We start from the raw sequence: 13,739 nt of genomic DNA, 5'->3' as shown, positions 1-13,739 counted from the left end.
ACTCAGGTCTCGAAGCGGTACCCCATCCCCGGCTCGGTGATGAAGTGCCGGGGGTGCGAGGGGTCCTGTTCGAGCTTGCGGCGCAGCTGGGCCATGTAGACCCGCAGGTAGTTGGTCTCCGTGCCGTACGAGGGCCCCCACACCTCCTGGAGCAGCTGCTTCTGGCTGACAAGACGGCCCGTATTGCGGACCAGGACCTCCAGGAGGTGCCACTCGGTGGGGGTGAGGCGGACGTCCTTGCCGCCCCGGTTGACCTTCTTCGCGGCGAGGTCGACGGTGAAGGCGTCGGTCTCGACGACGGCGTCGTCGACGGTGCCGGAGGGGCCGGTGGGCTCGGCGCGGCGGACGGCGGCCCGCAGCCGGGCCAGCAGCTCGTCCATGCCGAACGGTTTCGTCACGTAGTCGTCGGCGCCGGCGTCCAGCGCCTCGACCTTCTCGTCGGAGGTCTGGCGCGCGGACAGCACGAGGATGGGCACCCGGGTCCAGCCCCGCAGGCCCTTGATCACCTCGACGCCGTCCATGTCCGGCAGGCCCAGGTCGAGGATGACCACGTCCGGGTGGCGGGCGGCGGCGAGCTGGAGCGCGGTGGCGCCGTCGGGGGCGGCGTCCACCTCGTACTTCCGCGCCTTGAGGTTGATCACGAGGGCGCGGACGATCTGCGGCTCGTCGTCCACCACGAGCACCCGGTTCATGCTGAACCACCTCTGCTGTTCGTGCGGGTCCCCTCTGGGGGCCCGGGGTCCTGATCGGCGGGGTCCTGACCGGCGGTACGGGCCGGGGCACGGCTCACGAGGTGACCTGCGCCGGCAGGTCGGCACGGACCGGCGGGCGGCCCGGCGCGGCCCGCAGCGTGAGCACCATGGTCATGCCGCCGCCGGGCGTGTCCTCGGCGGCGAGCGTGCCGCCCATGGCCTCGGCGAAGCCGCGGGCGACGGCCAGGCCCAGGCCGACGCCGGCGCCGCGCGGCGCGTCGCCGTACCGCTGGAAGGGTTCGAAGATGCGGTCCTTGGCGCTGTCGGGCACGCCGGGGCCGCGGTCGGCGACGCGCAGTTCGACGCGGTCGCCCAGGGCGCTGGCGGAGACGAGGACGGGCGTGTCGCCGGGGCTGTACTTCACGGCGTTCTCGACCACGTTGGCGACGCAGCGCTCCAGCAGGCCGGGGTCGACGGCGACCATCGGCAGGGACTCGGGGACGTCGAGGGTGACGCTGCCCTCGGGCACGCCGCCCAGGGCCATCGGCACGACCTCGTCGAGGTCGATCTCGCGGATGAGCGGGGTGACGGTGCCGGTCTGGAGCCGGGACATGTCGAGCAGGTTGCCGACGAGGTGGTCCAGCCGGTCGGCGCCCTCCTCGATGCCGGCCAGCAGCTCGGCCTCGTCCTCCGGCGACCAGGCCACGTCGTCCGAGCGCAGGGAGGTCACCGCCGCCTTGATGCCGGCCAGCGGGGTGCGCAGGTCGTGGCTGACGGCGGCCAGGAGGGCGGTGCGGATGCGGTTGCCCTCGTCGAGGCGGCGGGCCCGTTCGGCCTCGCCGACGAGCCGCTGGCGGTCGACGACGACCGCGGCCTGTGCGGCGAACGCGGCGAGCACGCGGCGGTCCTCGGCGGGCAGTACGCGGCCGGACAGGGCCAGCGCCATGTTGTCGCCGACCGGCATGTCGACGTCGGCGTCCTCGGGCCGCAGCAGCGGCCCGCCGCCGGCGCCGGTGACGCTGCCGGCGCAGGTCCACGGGTCGACGTCGCTGGAGCGCTCCAGCAGGGCGACGGAGTCCATGGCGAAGGTCTCGCGGACCCGCTCCAGCAGCGCCTCCAGGCTGTCCTCGCCGCGCAGGACGCTGCCGGCGAGGAAGGAGAGGATCTCCGACTCGGCCCGCAGCCGGGCCGCCTGCTGGGTGCGGCGGGCCGCCAGGTCCACGACGGAGGCCACCGAGACCGCCACGAAGACGAAGATCGCGATGGCGATGATGTTCTTGGAGTCGGTGATGGTCCACTGGTGGACCGGTTCGACGAAGTAGTAGTTGAGCAGCAGCGAGCCGAACGCCGCCGACGCCAGGGCCGGCAGCAGGCCGCCGATCAGGGCCGCCGCCACCGTCAGCGACAGGAACAGCAGCATGTCGTTGGCCAGGCCGAGGTCCGGGCCGATGTGCGTGAGCAGCAGGCTCATCAGTGCGGGGCCGATCAGGCCGGTGAGCCAGCCGGCCAGCAGCCGGCCCCGGCCCAGCCGGGCGCCGCGCGCGATGGGCAGCCCGCGGCCCTTGGCGACCTCCTCGTGCGTGACGATGTGCACGTCGAGGTCGGGCCCGGAGTCGCGGGCGACGGTGGCGCCCACGCCGGGCCCGAAGACGTACTGCCAGGTCTTGCGGCGGCTGGAGCCGAGCACGATCTGCGTGGCGTTGACGCCGCGCGCGAACTCCAGCAGCGACGCGGGGATGTCGTCCCCTATGACGTGGTGGAACGTGCCGCCGAGGTCCTCGACCAGGGTGCGCTGGACGGCCAGCTCCTTGGGCGAGGCGGAGGTGAGGCCGTCGCTGCGGGCGATGTAGACGGCGAGGATCTCGCTGCCGGAGCCCTTGGCGGCCAGCCGGGCGGCGCGGCGGATGAGCGTACGGCCCTCGGGGCCGCCGGTGAGGCCGACGACGATGCGCTCGCGGGCGTGCCAGATGGTGGAGACGTCGTGCTCGGCGCGGTACTGGCGCAGGTACTCGTCGACCCGGTCGGCGGTCCACAGCAGCGCCAGCTCGCGCAGCGCGGTGAGGTTGCCGGGGCGGAAGTAGTTGGAGAGGGCCGCGTCGACCTTGTCGGGCTGGTAGATGTTGCCGTGCGCCATGCGGCGGCGCAGGGCCTGCGGCGACATGTCGACCAGCTCGATCTGGCCGGCGCGGCGCACCACCTCGTCGGGCACGGTCTCGCGCTGCCGGACGCCCGTTATCGACTCCACGACGTCGCCCAGCGACTCCAGGTGCTGGATGTTGACGGTGGAGATCACGTCGATGCCGGCCTGCAGCAGCTCCTCGACGTCCTGCCAGCGCTTGGTGTTGCGCGAGCCGGGGACGTTGGTGTGGGCCAGCTCGTCGACGCAGACGACGGCGGGGCGGCGGGCCAGGACCGCGTCGACGTCCATCTCCGTGAAGGCGGAGTCACGGTAGGTGAGCTCGCGCCGGGACACCTGCTCCAGGCCGTGCAGCATCACCTCGGTGCGCGGCCGGCCGTGGTGCTCCACGAAGCCCACGACGACGTCCGTGCCGCGCTCCGCCCGGCGGTGCGCCTCGGAGAGCATGGCGTAGGTCTTGCCGACGCCCGGCGCCGCGCCGAGGTAGATCCGAAGGTTGCCGCGTCCCATGGCCCCATTGTCTTCCACTGCCGCGGCCGCGCCCGGACCGTTTCTGCCGGGCCCGAGGGGGCGCACTGCCGCACGGCACGACCTTACGTCGCAGGATGCGGACATTACGGACACCGGGCTGGTGAACGGCGGGTATTGACGCAGCTCTGACGCCGTGCGCGCCCCGCCCCGCACCCGTCCGGACCCCGCTGCCCGCACACGCGGTGACCTGCGGCCTTGAGCGCCGGGCGGCCGGGGACGAGGATGGCCGCATGACGGACCTCCGCCTCGCCCACACGTCCGCCCTCTCCCCCGCCGAACTGGCCGCCCTGCGCGCCCTCCTCGACGACGCCTTCGACGGCGAGTTCACCGACGAGGACTGGGACCACACCATCGGCGGCCTGCACGCCCTGGTCCTCGACGGCACCGAGCTCATAGCGCACGGCTCGCTGGTGCAGCGCCGCCTGCTGCACGGGGGCCACCCACTGCGCACGGGGTACGTCGAGGGCGTGGCCGTACGGGCGGACCGGCGCCGCGCGGGCCATGGCTCCGCCGTGATGGCCGCCCTGGAGGGCGCGCTGCGCCGCGGCGGCTACCAACTCGGCGCGCTCGGCGCCGCGGACGAGGCGGTGCCGCTGTACGAGGGCCGCGGCTGGCGGCTGTGGCGCGGCCCCTCCGGCGTGCTGGCCCCCACGGGCATCGAGCGCACCCCGGACGAGGACGGCTTCCTCTACGTCTTCCCGCTGCACGGCACGCCCCTGGACCTCGACGGCGAGCTCGTCTGCGACTGGCGGCCCGGCGACGTCTGGTGACGTACGCCCCCGTGACGTCCCGGGCCCGTGAGGGGCGGCGCGCGGGCAGGCCGGGACCGACCCCCGTCCGGTCCTGGCGGCCCACGCCCGCCGCTGGACACGAGTGTGGACGACGCGGCGTATTTCCTCGAGCGGTTTTCTAGAAAAAAGTTCCAGATACGCTGTCGGCAGTACGCTTTCGGCGATGACTCCCAAACAACCGCGCGGCGAGGCGACGGCCGAACACCTCCTCACGACCGCGCTGAAGGTGTACGCCTCGGCAGGCCAACAGGGCTTCACCGTCAACGCCGTCACGGCGGCCGGCGGCGTGAGTCTCGGCAGTCTCTACCACCACTTCGGCAGCTTCGACGGGCTGGCCGCGGCGCTCTACACCCGCTGCATGGACCGGCTGTTCGACGCGATGGCCGACGCCGTGCGGCGCACCCGGACCGCGCGCACCGGCGTGCAGGCCATGGTCCGCGCCTATCTGCGCTTCACCGAGGAGCACCGGGACGCCGCACTCTTCCTGCACGCCTCCGCGTACTCCGGCTACCTGGCCGCGCACGCCGCGCAGGTCCACTCGGCCAAGCTCGACAAGCTGGCGCCGCTCACCGGCCGCCTGCGGGAGTACGCCGAGCGCGGCGAGATCGCGCCCCTGCCCGCCTCCCTGGTGGAGACCCTCATCATGGGCCCGGTCGCCGAGGCCGCGCGCCGCCACCTGTCCGGCGCGCACGACTTCGACCTGGACCGGGCGATGCGCCTGCTCCCGGAACGCATCTGGCGCTCCCTCGCCCCCGACGGCACCTGAGCCGGGCGGCAGCTGAGCCGGGCCGCGGTACGCCGACGGGGTGGTGCCCGCCGGCGCATCACCGGCGGCACCACCCCGTACGGGTACAACGGTCAGGCGCGGCCCGCCAGTTCACGCAGCGCCACGTTCAGCTTCAGGACGTTGACGTGCTCCTCGCCCATGAAACCCAGCTGACGGCCCTCGACATGGTCCTCGACCAGCGCGCGGACCTTGTCCCGCGGCAGGCCGTTGGCCTTGGCGACGCGGTCCGCCTGGAGGCGGGCGTAGGCCGGCGAGATGTCGGGGTCGACGCCCGACGCGGACGCCGTGAGGGCGTCCACCGGCACCGAGGAGGCCGGCACGCCGTTGAACGCGGCGACGTCCGCGCGCCGCTTCTCCACGCTCTCCAGCAGCACCCTGGAGTCGGCGGCCAGGTTGGAGGCGCCGGAGACCAGCAGCTTGTACTGCGTGTTCTCGGTGTTGGCACCGGCGGCCGAGGGGCGCGGCTGGAAGTACTCCGGGTCGGGCAGCGGGTTGCCGTCCTTGTCCTTCTGCTCCAGCGTGTAGGTCTGGCCCAGCAGTGCGGAGCCCACGGACTTCCCGCCGGAGGTCAGCTCCGACCCGTTGGCCTTGTCGTGGAAGGCGGCCTGGGCGATGCCGGTGACGACGAGCGGGTAGACCACCCCGCAGACCACCGTGAGGACGAGCAGGGCGCGGAGCCCGGCCGCCAGCAGGCGGATCGTGTTGGTTGCCGAGTTGTTCATGGTGACGTCACCCGATGCCAGGGATGAGGGAGAGGAGCAGGTCGATGAGCTTGATGCCGATGAACGGGGCGATCAGGCCGCCGAGTCCGTAGATGCCGAGGTTGCGGCGGAGCATGGCGTCGGCGCTCATCGGGCGGTAGCGCACGCCCTTCAGGGCGAGCGGCACGAGCGCGATGATGATCAGCGCGTTGAAGATCACGGCCGAGAGGATCGCCGACTGCGGCGAGGCCAGGCCCATGATGTTGAGCTTGTCCAGGCCCGGGTAGGCCACCGCGAACATGGCCGGGATGATGGCGAAGTACTTGGCGACGTCGTTGGCGATGGAGAAGGTCGTCAGCGCGCCGCGCGTGATGAGCAGCTGCTTGCCGATCTCCACGATCTCGATGAGCTTGGTCGGGTCGGAGTCCAGGTCGACCATGTTCCCGGCCTCCTTGGCGGCGGAGGTGCCGGTGTTCATGGCCACGCCCACGTCGGCCTGGGCCAGGGCGGGCGCGTCGTTGGTGCCGTCGCCCGTCATCGCCACGAGCTTGCCGCCGGCCTGCTCGCGCTTGATGAGGGCCATCTTGTCCTCGGGGGTGGCCTCGGCGAGGAAGTCGTCGACGCCGGCCTCCTCGGCGATGGCCTTGGCCGTCAGCGGGTTGTCACCCGTGATCATGACGGTCTTGATGCCCATGGCGCGCAGTTCGTCGAACCGCTCGCGCATGCCCTCCTTGACGACGTCCTTGAGGTGGATGACGCCCAGGACCCGGGCGCCCTGCGCGTCCTCGACCGCGACGAGCAGCGGCGTGCCGCCGGCCTGCGAGATCTCGTCGGTGAGCCGCTGCGCGTCGTCCGGGACGGTGCCGCCCTGCTCCCGCACCCAGGCGACGACCGAACCGGTCGCGCCCTTGCGGACCTTGCGCCCGTCCACGTCCACGCCCGACATGCGGGTCTGGGCGGTGAAGGGCACCCACTCGGCGCCCACGAGCTCGCCCTGGTGGCGCTCGCGCAGGCCGTACTTCTCCTTGGCCAGGACGACGACCGAGCGGCCCTCGGGCGTCTCGTCGGCGAGCGAGGAGAGCTGGGCGGCGTCGGCGACCTCGGCGGCCGTGGTGCCCTTGACGGGCACGAACTCGGCGGCGCGGCGGTTGCCGTAGGTGATGGTGCCGGTCTTGTCGAGCAGCAGCGTGGAGACGTCGCCGGCGGCCTCGACCGCGCGGCCCGACATGGCGAGCACGTTGCGCTGGACGAGCCGGTCCATGCCGGCGATGCCGATCGCGGACAGCAGCGCGCCGATGGTGGTCGGGATGAGGCAGACCAGCAGCGCGGCCAGCACGATCATCGTCTGCTCGGCCTTCGCGTACACGGCGAAGGGCTGGAGCGTGACGACGGCCAGCAGGAAGACGATGGTGAGCGAGGCCAGCAGGATGTTGAGGGCGATCTCGTTGGGCGTCTTCTGCCGGGCGGCGCCCTCGACCAGGTTGATCATGCGGTCGATGAAGGTCTCGCCGGGCTTCGTCGTGATCTTGATGACGATGCGGTCGGAGAGCACCTTGGTGCCGCCGGTGACGGCGCTGCGGTCGCCGCCGGACTCGCGGATGACCGGCGCCGACTCGCCCGTGATGGCCGACTCGTCGACGGAGGCCACCCCCTCGACGACGTCGCCGTCGCCGGGGATGACGTCACCGGCCTCGCACACGACGAGGTCGCCGACGCGCAGGTCGGTGCCGGGCACGGACTCCTCGGAGCCGTCACCGGTCAGCCGGCGGGCCACGGTGTCGGTCTTGGCCTTGCGCAGCGTGTCGGCCTGGGCCTTGCCGCGGCCCTCGGCGACGGCCTCGGCGAGGTTGGCGAAGACGACGGTCAGCCACAGCCACACCGTGATGGCCCAGCCGAACCAGTCGCCGGGGTGGGCGACGGCCAGCCCGGTGGTGATCACCGAGCCCACCTCGACCACGAACATCACCGGGGACTTGACCATCACCCGCGGGTCGAGCTTGCGGAACGCGTCCGGCAGCGACTTGACCAGCTGCGCGGGGTCGAACAGGCCGCCGGAGACCCGGCCGGGCTCGTGCCCGCCGCCGTGCCCGGCGGTGTCGCCGGAGTCCTCGGAGGCGGTACGGACAGGGGTGGTCGTGCTCATGAGAGTCCCTCCGCCATCGGGCCAAGGGCCAGGGCCGGGAAGTAGGTCAAGCCGGTGATGACGATGATCGCGCCGACGAGCAGGCCCGCGAAGAGCGGCTTCTCGGTGCGCAGGGTGCCCGCGGTCCCGGGCACGGGCTGCTGCTCGGCGAGCGAGCCGGCCAGCGCCAGGACGAAGACCATCGGCAGGAAGCGGCCGAGCAGCATGGCCAGGCCGATCGTGGTGTTGTACCAGGGCGTATTGGCGTTCAGTCCGGCGAACGCGGAGCCGTTGTTGTTGGCGCCGGAGGTGAAGGCGTACAGCACCTCGGAGAAGCCGTGGGCGCCGCTGTCGTGCACGGAGTTGCCGGCGGCGTTGAGGATCGACTGCGGCGGGCCGGACAGCGCCATGGACAGGGCGGTGAAGCCCAGCACCAGCGTCGGCGTGACGAGGATGTAGCAGGCGGCGAGCTTGATCTCGCGGGTACCGATCTTCTTGCCGAGGTACTCGGGCGTGCGGCCGACCATCAGGCCCGCGATGAAGACGGCGATGACCGCCATCACGAGCATGCCGTACAGGCCGGAGCCGACGCCGCCCGGCGCGATCTCGCCGAGCATCATGCTCAGCAGCGTCAGGCCGCCGCCCAGACCGGTGTACGAGGAGTGGAACGAGTCCACCGCGCCGGTCGAGGTGAGCGTCGTGGTCGTGGCGAAGACGGCCGAGGCACCCACGCCGAAGCGCTGCTCCTTGCCCTCCATCGCGCCGCCGGCGGCCTGGAGCGCGGCGCCGTGGTGCGCGTACTCCGTCCACATCATCAGCGCGGTGAAGCCGAGCCAGATGACGCCCATGGCGGCGAGGATCGCGTAGCCCTGCTTGACGTTGCCGACCATGCGGCCGAAGGTGCGGGTCAGCGCGAAGGGGATGACGAGGATCAGGAAGATCTCGAAGAGGTTGGTGAAGGCGTTCGGGTTCTCGAACGGGTGGGCGGAGTTGGCGTTGAAGTAGCCGCCGCCGTTGGTGCCGAGCTCCTTGATGACCTCCTGCGAGGCCACCGCGCCGCCGTTCACCTGCTGGGTGCCGCCGGCCAGCTGCCCGATGTCGTGAATGCCGGCGAAGTTCTGGATCGCGCCGCAGGCCACCAGGACCAGGGCGCCGACGACGGACAGCGGCAGGAGGATGCGGACGGTGCCGCGCACCAGGTCGGTCCAGAAGTTGCCCAGTTCGCCGGTGCGGGACCGGGCGAAGCCGCGGACCAGGGCGACGGCGACGGCCATGCCGACGGCGGCGGACACGAAGTTCTGCACCGCCAGGCCCAGCGTCTGCACGGCGTGGCCCATGGCCTGCTCGCCGGAGTACGACTGCCAGTTGGTGTTGGCGACGAACGAGGCGGCGGTGTTGAACGCCTGGTCGGGGCTGATGGCGGTGAAGCCGAGCGAGAGGGACTTCGGCAGGGCGCCCTGGACGCGCTGGAGCAGGTACAGGAAGAGCACGCCGGCGGCGGAGAACGCGAGGACGCCGCGCAGATAGGCGGGCCAGCGCATCTCGGCGTCGGGGTCGGCGCCTATGAGGCGGTAGATCCACTTCTCGGCGCGCAGGTGCTTGCGGGAGCCGTAGACCCTCGCCATGTGGTCGCCGAGCGGGCGGTACACCAGGGCGAGCGCCGCGACGACCGCGACGAGCTGGAGGATTCCGGAGAGGACGGGGCTCATGGCGGCGGTCAGAACCTCTCCGGGAAGACGAGGGCGAGGATCAGGTAGCCCAGCAGGGAGACGGCCACGACCAGGCCGACGATGTTCTCGGCGGTCACAGCCTCGTCACCCCCTTGGCGACGAGAGCCACCAGCGCGAAGACCGCGAGAGTGGTGACGACGAAGGCCACGTCGGCCATCGTTGCTCCTAGAGAGGTTCGGTTGAACGGACCCCTAGAGGAAACCTCCCGCGCACGCCCTCGTCGGTGGCGTTGACGCCTCCCTTACGGCCATTGGCGCGCCCTTGACGGCATTCATACGCGCCCGCCCCCGACCTGCGGAAACGCCGCTGGGCCGGAACCCGTTGTACGGGTTCCGGCCCAGCGAAACGACATCTTCCGGCCGCGGTGGCGGTCAGCGGACCTCGCTGATCTCCGGTCCGCGCTGGAGGCGGTCCACACCGCCCGCGAAGCGCGAACCGGGCTCCTGCGGCGTGCCCTCGGCGACCATCTGGGCGTCGTCGGGCAGCTTCAGGACGATCGGGTCGCGCGGGGCCATCGGGCCCTCGCCGCGCACCACGACCGTGTCGCGGAAGATCTGCTCCAGCAGGCCCGCGGTCTGCGGCTGCACCGCGCCCTGGCCGGAGATCACACCACGCAGGAACCAGCGCGGGCCGTCGCAGCCGACGAACCGCACCACCTGCACGCCGTTGGTGCCGTCGGGCAGGGCCACCGGCACCTGGGCGCGCAGCTCCCAGCCGAGCGGTCCCTCGACCTCGTCCACGACACCGCCCTGCTGGGTGATGCCGGACGCGATCTCCTCGCGCACCTCGGGCCAGATGCCCTCGCGCTTGGGCGCGGCGAACGCCTGGAGCTGGACGGCGCTGTCGCGCAGGACGACCGTGGCGGCCACGATCGCGTCCCCGGCGACCTCGACCCGCAGCTCCATCCCGTCGACCCCCGGCACGAACAGGCCGCCGAGGTCGACGCGCCCGTCCGCCGGGTCGTGGACCTCGGAGACGTCCCACGGCCCGTCGGGGCGCGGGCCCGGCTCCAGCCGGACGCGGGTCTCCTCGGCGTCCTCCGCCGACACCTCGCCCTCGGGCGAAACCTCGGAGGTCACGTCATCGATGCGATCGGCTCGCTCGACGACGTCCTCGCTGCGCTTGCGGCGACGACCGAACACGTCACTGTCCTTCCCGGTCGCAGGCGACCGAAGCGAATCCATTCCCCACAGCAGCGTGGCCACCGGTGGACCCGAAGCCGCCTTCGGCCCGGGCCGACCCGGGAAGCTCCGCCACCTCGTGGAAGCGGACCTTCTCGACCTGCTGGACGACCAACTGGGCGACGCGGTCGTACTTCTCGAACCGCACGCTCTCGCGCGGGTCCAGATTGACCACAATCACCTTGATCTCTCCACGGTACCCGGCATCGATGGTGCCCGGGGCATTGACCATGGAGACCCCGCACCGGGCGGCGAGCCCGGACCGGGGGTGGACGAAGGCGGCGTACCCGTCGGGCAGCGCGACGGCCACGCCGGTGGGCAGCACCATCCGCTCGCCCGGGGCCAGCTCGGCGGCCTCGGTGGTCACCAGGTCGCAGCCGGCGTCCCCGGGGTGGGCGTACGAGGGCAGCGGCACGTCGGGGTCGACCCGGCGGATCAGGACGTCAACGGGCTGTCGCACCTTGTCTCCTTGTTCGACGCTCACGATCAGGGGTTCACCTCGAACGCCCGGGCGACCTTCACCTGGTCGGGGTCGGAGAGCGCGGCCTGGATCTCTTCCTTCCGGCCGTTCTCGATGAAGTGGTCGATCTTGACCTCGACGAACACCGCGTCGGCGTGCACCGCCTCGGGGCCGTCCGGGCCGCCGATGCGGCCGGTGGCCGTGCAGTAGATCTTGCGGCCGTGCACCGCCACGACCTCGGCCTGGAGGTGCAGCACCGTGCCGACCGGCACCGGGCGGACGAAGTCGGTCTCCAGCCGGCCGGTCACCGCGATCGTCCGCAGCAGCCAGCCCAGGCTGCCCAGCGTCTCGTCCAGGGCCGTCGCCAGCACCCCGCCGTGCGCCAGGCCCGGGGCGCCCTGGTGGGCCTCCTTGACCTGGAACTCGGCGGTGACGCTCACGCCCTCGCCCGCCCGCGTCTGGAGCTGGAGGCCGTGGGCCACCCCGCCGCCACAGCCGAAGCAGTGCTCGTAGTGCGACCCGATGGTCTCTCCGGGGGCGGGTGCCTCGGGGTGCCGCACCGGCGGCCGGGCGTCGGCCGGCGGTGTCAGCGCTGTCGTTCGTCCACTCACAGGGGCTGACCTTACCCGCGACGGCGGCGCCGGGTCCCCTCCGTGCCAAGCTTGTGGGTATGCAGCCTTACGAAGAACGCCTCACCGCGCCCCGCTCCTGGTGGTTCGTCGCGGTCCTCACCGGGGTCGCCCTGGGGCTGATCCTGCTGCCGCTGGGCACCCTGCCGCTGCTGGCCGGTCTGGTGGGCGGCACGGCCCTGGCCGCCGTCGCGGTGAGCTCGTACGGCTCGGTGCGCGTTCGTGTCGTCGGCGGCACCGGCGGCGTGCTGATCGCGGGCGAGGCCCGCGTCCCCCTGGAGGCGCTCGGCACGGCGTACGCGCTGGACGCCGAGGAGGCCCGGGCCTGGCGCACCCACAAGGCGGACCCGCGGGCGTTCATGCTGCTGCGGGGGTACGTGCCGACGGCGGTGCGGGTCGAGGTCACCGACCCGGCGGACCCGACGCCTTATATCTATGTGTCCACCCGCTCCCCCGAGCGTCTGGTGGCGGCGCTGTCGGCCGTACGGGCCTGAGCCGGCGGGCGCCGGTCCCCCGTACGGGCGGCGTCACGGCCCTGTGGCGGGGCGCCGCGGCCCGGAGGGCCGGAAGGGGGCGAAGGGGCCCCGCAGGGCCTAGGCGAGGCCCAGGCCGTCGTCCAGAGCCTTGGGCGGCGGCGGTCCCGGGAGCTCCTCCCAGGGCACCTGTTTGGTGCGCAGGTCCTTGCGGACCTTGGCGGCGAGGCGCTGGGTGTCGCGGCGGTTCATGACCGCGCCCACGGCCGCGCCGATCATGAAGGGGGCGAGCGTGGGAAGTTTGCGCATGGAGCGCCGGAGGATCTGCTGGCGCAGCTCGCGCCGCAGCTGGCCGCCGAGGGCGGCGTTCACCGTGAACGGCGCCGTCACGTCGATGCCGCGCTCCTCGGCCCACGCGCCCAGGTAGGCGACGGCCCGCTGGCGCGGTGTGCCGCTCGCCCGTACGCCGTAGACCTCGTGGAGCTCGGCGATCAGTTTGAACTCGACGGCGGCGACGCCGATCATCTGCGCCGCCAGCTCGGCCGGCAGGGCGGGCGGCACCGGCAGCATGGCCGTGGCCCCCACTCCGGCGCCCACGGTGGACGAGCCGTTGAGGGCGCCGGCCACGAGCTTGTCGGCCAGTTCCTCGGGCCCCAGGCCGGGGAACTGGGCGCGCAGCGTCGCCAGGTCGCGCACGGGGATGCGCGGGGCGTTCGCGATGATGCGGTCGGCGATGGCGGTCAGGCCCGCCCGCGCGCCCCGGCCGCCCCTGCGCAGGGCCTCCGCGCCGCGGGCGGCACGGGTGGCCGGCGGGGCGGCGTGACCGTGCTCGTCCGCGGCCGGGCCGCCGGCGTCCCCGGACGGGGCGCCGGAGACCTGCCCCTCCGGCCCGGTGGTCACCCCGGACCGCCGGGCACGGCGCTTCCGGAACGGGGTCGAGCCTGCCATCGCAGACCCCGCCTCACTCGCAGTCGCGGCAGATGGGCTGCCCGTTCTTCTCACCGGCCAGCTGGCTGCGGTGGTGGACCAGGAAGCAGCTCATGCAGGTGAACTCGTCGGCCTGGCGGGGCAGCACCCGCACGGACAGCTCCTCGTTGGAGAGGTCCGCGCCGGGCAGCTCCATGCCCTCGGCCGCCTCGAAGTCGTCGACGTCGACGCTCGAGGCGGACTTGTCGTTCCGCCGGGCCTTCAGCTCTTCCAGGCTGTCGCTGTCGACGTCCTCGTCGGTCTTGCGTGGGGTGTCGTAGTCCGTTGCCATGTCGCTCTCCCCCTCTGGGTGTCTGCGGTATCTCCAGCGCACGTAACGCGTGGGAGGCCGGACTTGTGCCCGACCCGAGGCGGAGATTTTGCCTCACATCAAGGTCTGTTACTCAATCGACACCCAACCGCACACCTGAAGAGGTGATCGGCACGGGTGGCGAAGGGGACCGTACACGGTACGAACGCCGCGCGCGGCAACGCCATTCCGTGTACTTCCCGTGATCAGGACCACCGGAAACCCCCAT

The 13,739-nt window shown here is 72.4% G+C and carries 14 protein-coding genes; 3 read left to right on the top strand and 11 right to left on the bottom strand.

All coding sequences use genetic code 11. The features are described from left to right. Positions 1 to 2: 2 nt before the first annotated feature. Together IE305_RS00560 and IE305_RS00555 are read right to left on the bottom strand one after the other, a co-directional pair. Positions 3 to 692 (bottom strand): response regulator, encoded by a 690-nt coding sequence (locus IE305_RS00560; RefSeq protein WP_190127330.1) that lies wholly within the window; start codon positions 690 to 692, stop codon positions 3 to 5. A gap of 94 nt (positions 693 to 786) precedes the next feature. Continuing rightward, on the bottom strand, positions 787 to 3,339 hold the full coding sequence (locus IE305_RS00555) for an ATP-binding protein (protein ID WP_190127329.1): 2,553 nt from the start codon (positions 3,337 to 3,339) through the stop codon (positions 787 to 789). Between the two features lie 251 nt (positions 3,340 to 3,590). On the opposite strand from IE305_RS00555, the gene IE305_RS00550 reads away from it, so the two are divergent. Together IE305_RS00550 and IE305_RS00545 are read left to right on the top strand one after the other, a co-directional pair. Continuing rightward, positions 3,591 to 4,130, top strand: a complete 540-nt coding sequence (locus IE305_RS00550) for a GNAT family N-acetyltransferase (RefSeq protein WP_190127328.1) — start codon at positions 3,591 to 3,593, stop codon at positions 4,128 to 4,130. A 184-nt stretch (positions 4,131 to 4,314) separates the two neighbouring features. Next, positions 4,315 to 4,917, top strand: a complete 603-nt coding sequence (locus IE305_RS00545; RefSeq protein WP_190127327.1) for a TetR/AcrR family transcriptional regulator — start codon at positions 4,315 to 4,317, stop codon at positions 4,915 to 4,917. 92 nt (positions 4,918 to 5,009) lie between these two features. Here IE305_RS00545 and kdpC read toward each other — a convergent pair whose 3' ends face one another. From kdpC to IE305_RS00510, 7 genes are all read right to left on the bottom strand, one after another. Then, positions 5,010 to 5,660 (bottom strand): potassium-transporting ATPase subunit KdpC, encoded by a 651-nt coding sequence (gene kdpC, locus IE305_RS00540; RefSeq protein WP_190127326.1) that lies wholly within the window; start codon positions 5,658 to 5,660, stop codon positions 5,010 to 5,012. Positions 5,661 to 5,667: 7 nt separating this feature from the next. After that, positions 5,668 to 7,782 (bottom strand): potassium-transporting ATPase subunit KdpB, encoded by a 2,115-nt coding sequence (kdpB, locus tag IE305_RS00535; protein ID WP_190127325.1) that lies wholly within the window; start codon positions 7,780 to 7,782, stop codon positions 5,668 to 5,670. Then, positions 7,779 to 9,470 carry a potassium-transporting ATPase subunit KdpA gene (gene kdpA, locus IE305_RS00530; protein WP_190127324.1) on the bottom strand — a complete coding sequence of 564 codons (1,692 nt, stop codon included), beginning with the start codon at positions 9,468 to 9,470 and terminating at the stop codon, positions 7,779 to 7,781. Before kdpA ends, kdpB begins: the two co-directional genes overlap by 4 nt. An 8-nt stretch (positions 9,471 to 9,478) precedes the next feature. Beyond that, on the bottom strand, positions 9,479 to 9,568 hold the full coding sequence (gene kdpF / locus IE305_RS00525) for a K(+)-transporting ATPase subunit F (RefSeq protein WP_190127323.1): 90 nt from the start codon (positions 9,566 to 9,568) through the stop codon (positions 9,479 to 9,481). A 294-nt stretch (positions 9,569 to 9,862) separates the two neighbouring features. Then, positions 9,863 to 10,633: a DUF3710 domain-containing protein gene (locus tag IE305_RS00520; protein ID WP_190127322.1), complete on the bottom strand. Its 771-nt coding sequence runs from the start codon at positions 10,631 to 10,633 to the stop codon at positions 9,863 to 9,865. A 1-nt stretch (position 10,634) separates the two neighbouring features. After that, complete coding sequence (gene dut, locus IE305_RS00515; protein ID WP_190127321.1) at positions 10,635 to 11,132, bottom strand: dUTP diphosphatase; 498 nt, start codon at positions 11,130 to 11,132, stop codon at positions 10,635 to 10,637. Between the two features lie 26 nt (positions 11,133 to 11,158). After that, a complete protein-coding gene (locus IE305_RS00510; protein WP_190127320.1) occupies positions 11,159 to 11,743 on the bottom strand; it encodes a PaaI family thioesterase in 585 nt (194 codons plus the stop codon). A 59-nt stretch (positions 11,744 to 11,802) separates the two neighbouring features. On the opposite strand from IE305_RS00510, the gene IE305_RS00505 reads away from it, so the two are divergent. After that, positions 11,803 to 12,255 carry a DUF3093 domain-containing protein gene (locus tag IE305_RS00505; RefSeq protein WP_190127319.1) on the top strand — a complete coding sequence of 151 codons (453 nt, stop codon included), beginning with the start codon at positions 11,803 to 11,805 and terminating at the stop codon, positions 12,253 to 12,255. 99 nt (positions 12,256 to 12,354) lie between these two features. Here IE305_RS00505 and IE305_RS00500 read toward each other — a convergent pair whose 3' ends face one another. Both IE305_RS00500 and IE305_RS00495 read right to left on the bottom strand, forming a co-directional pair. Then, a complete protein-coding gene (locus tag IE305_RS00500) occupies positions 12,355 to 13,182 on the bottom strand; it encodes a hypothetical protein (protein WP_190127318.1) in 828 nt (275 codons plus the stop codon). 13 nt (positions 13,183 to 13,195) lie between these two features. Further along, complete coding sequence (locus IE305_RS00495; RefSeq protein ID WP_190127317.1) at positions 13,196 to 13,492, bottom strand: DUF4193 domain-containing protein; 297 nt, start codon at positions 13,490 to 13,492, stop codon at positions 13,196 to 13,198. Positions 13,493 to 13,739: the final 247 nt, after the last annotated feature.

The organism is Streptomyces mashuensis (assembly GCF_014654785.1).
GTDB classification, from domain to species: domain Bacteria; phylum Actinomycetota; class Actinomycetes; order Streptomycetales; family Streptomycetaceae; genus Streptomyces; species Streptomyces mashuensis.
Note: the sequence above shows the minus strand (reverse complement) of the source record. Positions and strands in the feature narration are given on the sequence as shown.

Coding starts and splice junctions, on each gene's coding strand:
- IE305_RS00560 (WP_190127330.1), bottom strand. CDS start 692: ATGAACCGGGTGCTCGTGGTGGACGACGAGCCGCAGATCGTCCGCGCC.
- IE305_RS00555 (WP_190127329.1), bottom strand. CDS start 3,339: ATGGGACGCGGCAACCTTCGGATCTACCTCGGCGCGGCGCCGGGCGTC.
- IE305_RS00550 (WP_190127328.1), top strand. CDS start 3,591: ATGACGGACCTCCGCCTCGCCCACACGTCCGCCCTCTCCCCCGCCGAA.
- IE305_RS00545 (WP_190127327.1), top strand. CDS start 4,315: ATGACTCCCAAACAACCGCGCGGCGAGGCGACGGCCGAACACCTCCTC.
- kdpC (WP_190127326.1), bottom strand. CDS start 5,660: ATGAACAACTCGGCAACCAACACGATCCGCCTGCTGGCGGCCGGGCTC.
- kdpB (WP_190127325.1), bottom strand. CDS start 7,782: ATGAGCACGACCACCCCTGTCCGTACCGCCTCCGAGGACTCCGGCGAC.
- kdpA (WP_190127324.1), bottom strand. CDS start 9,470: ATGAGCCCCGTCCTCTCCGGAATCCTCCAGCTCGTCGCGGTCGTCGCG.
- IE305_RS00505 (WP_190127319.1), top strand. CDS start 11,803: ATGCAGCCTTACGAAGAACGCCTCACCGCGCCCCGCTCCTGGTGGTTC.
- IE305_RS00500 (WP_190127318.1), bottom strand. CDS start 13,182: ATGGCAGGCTCGACCCCGTTCCGGAAGCGCCGTGCCCGGCGGTCCGGG.
- IE305_RS00495 (WP_190127317.1), bottom strand. CDS start 13,492: ATGGCAACGGACTACGACACCCCACGCAAGACCGACGAGGACGTCGAC.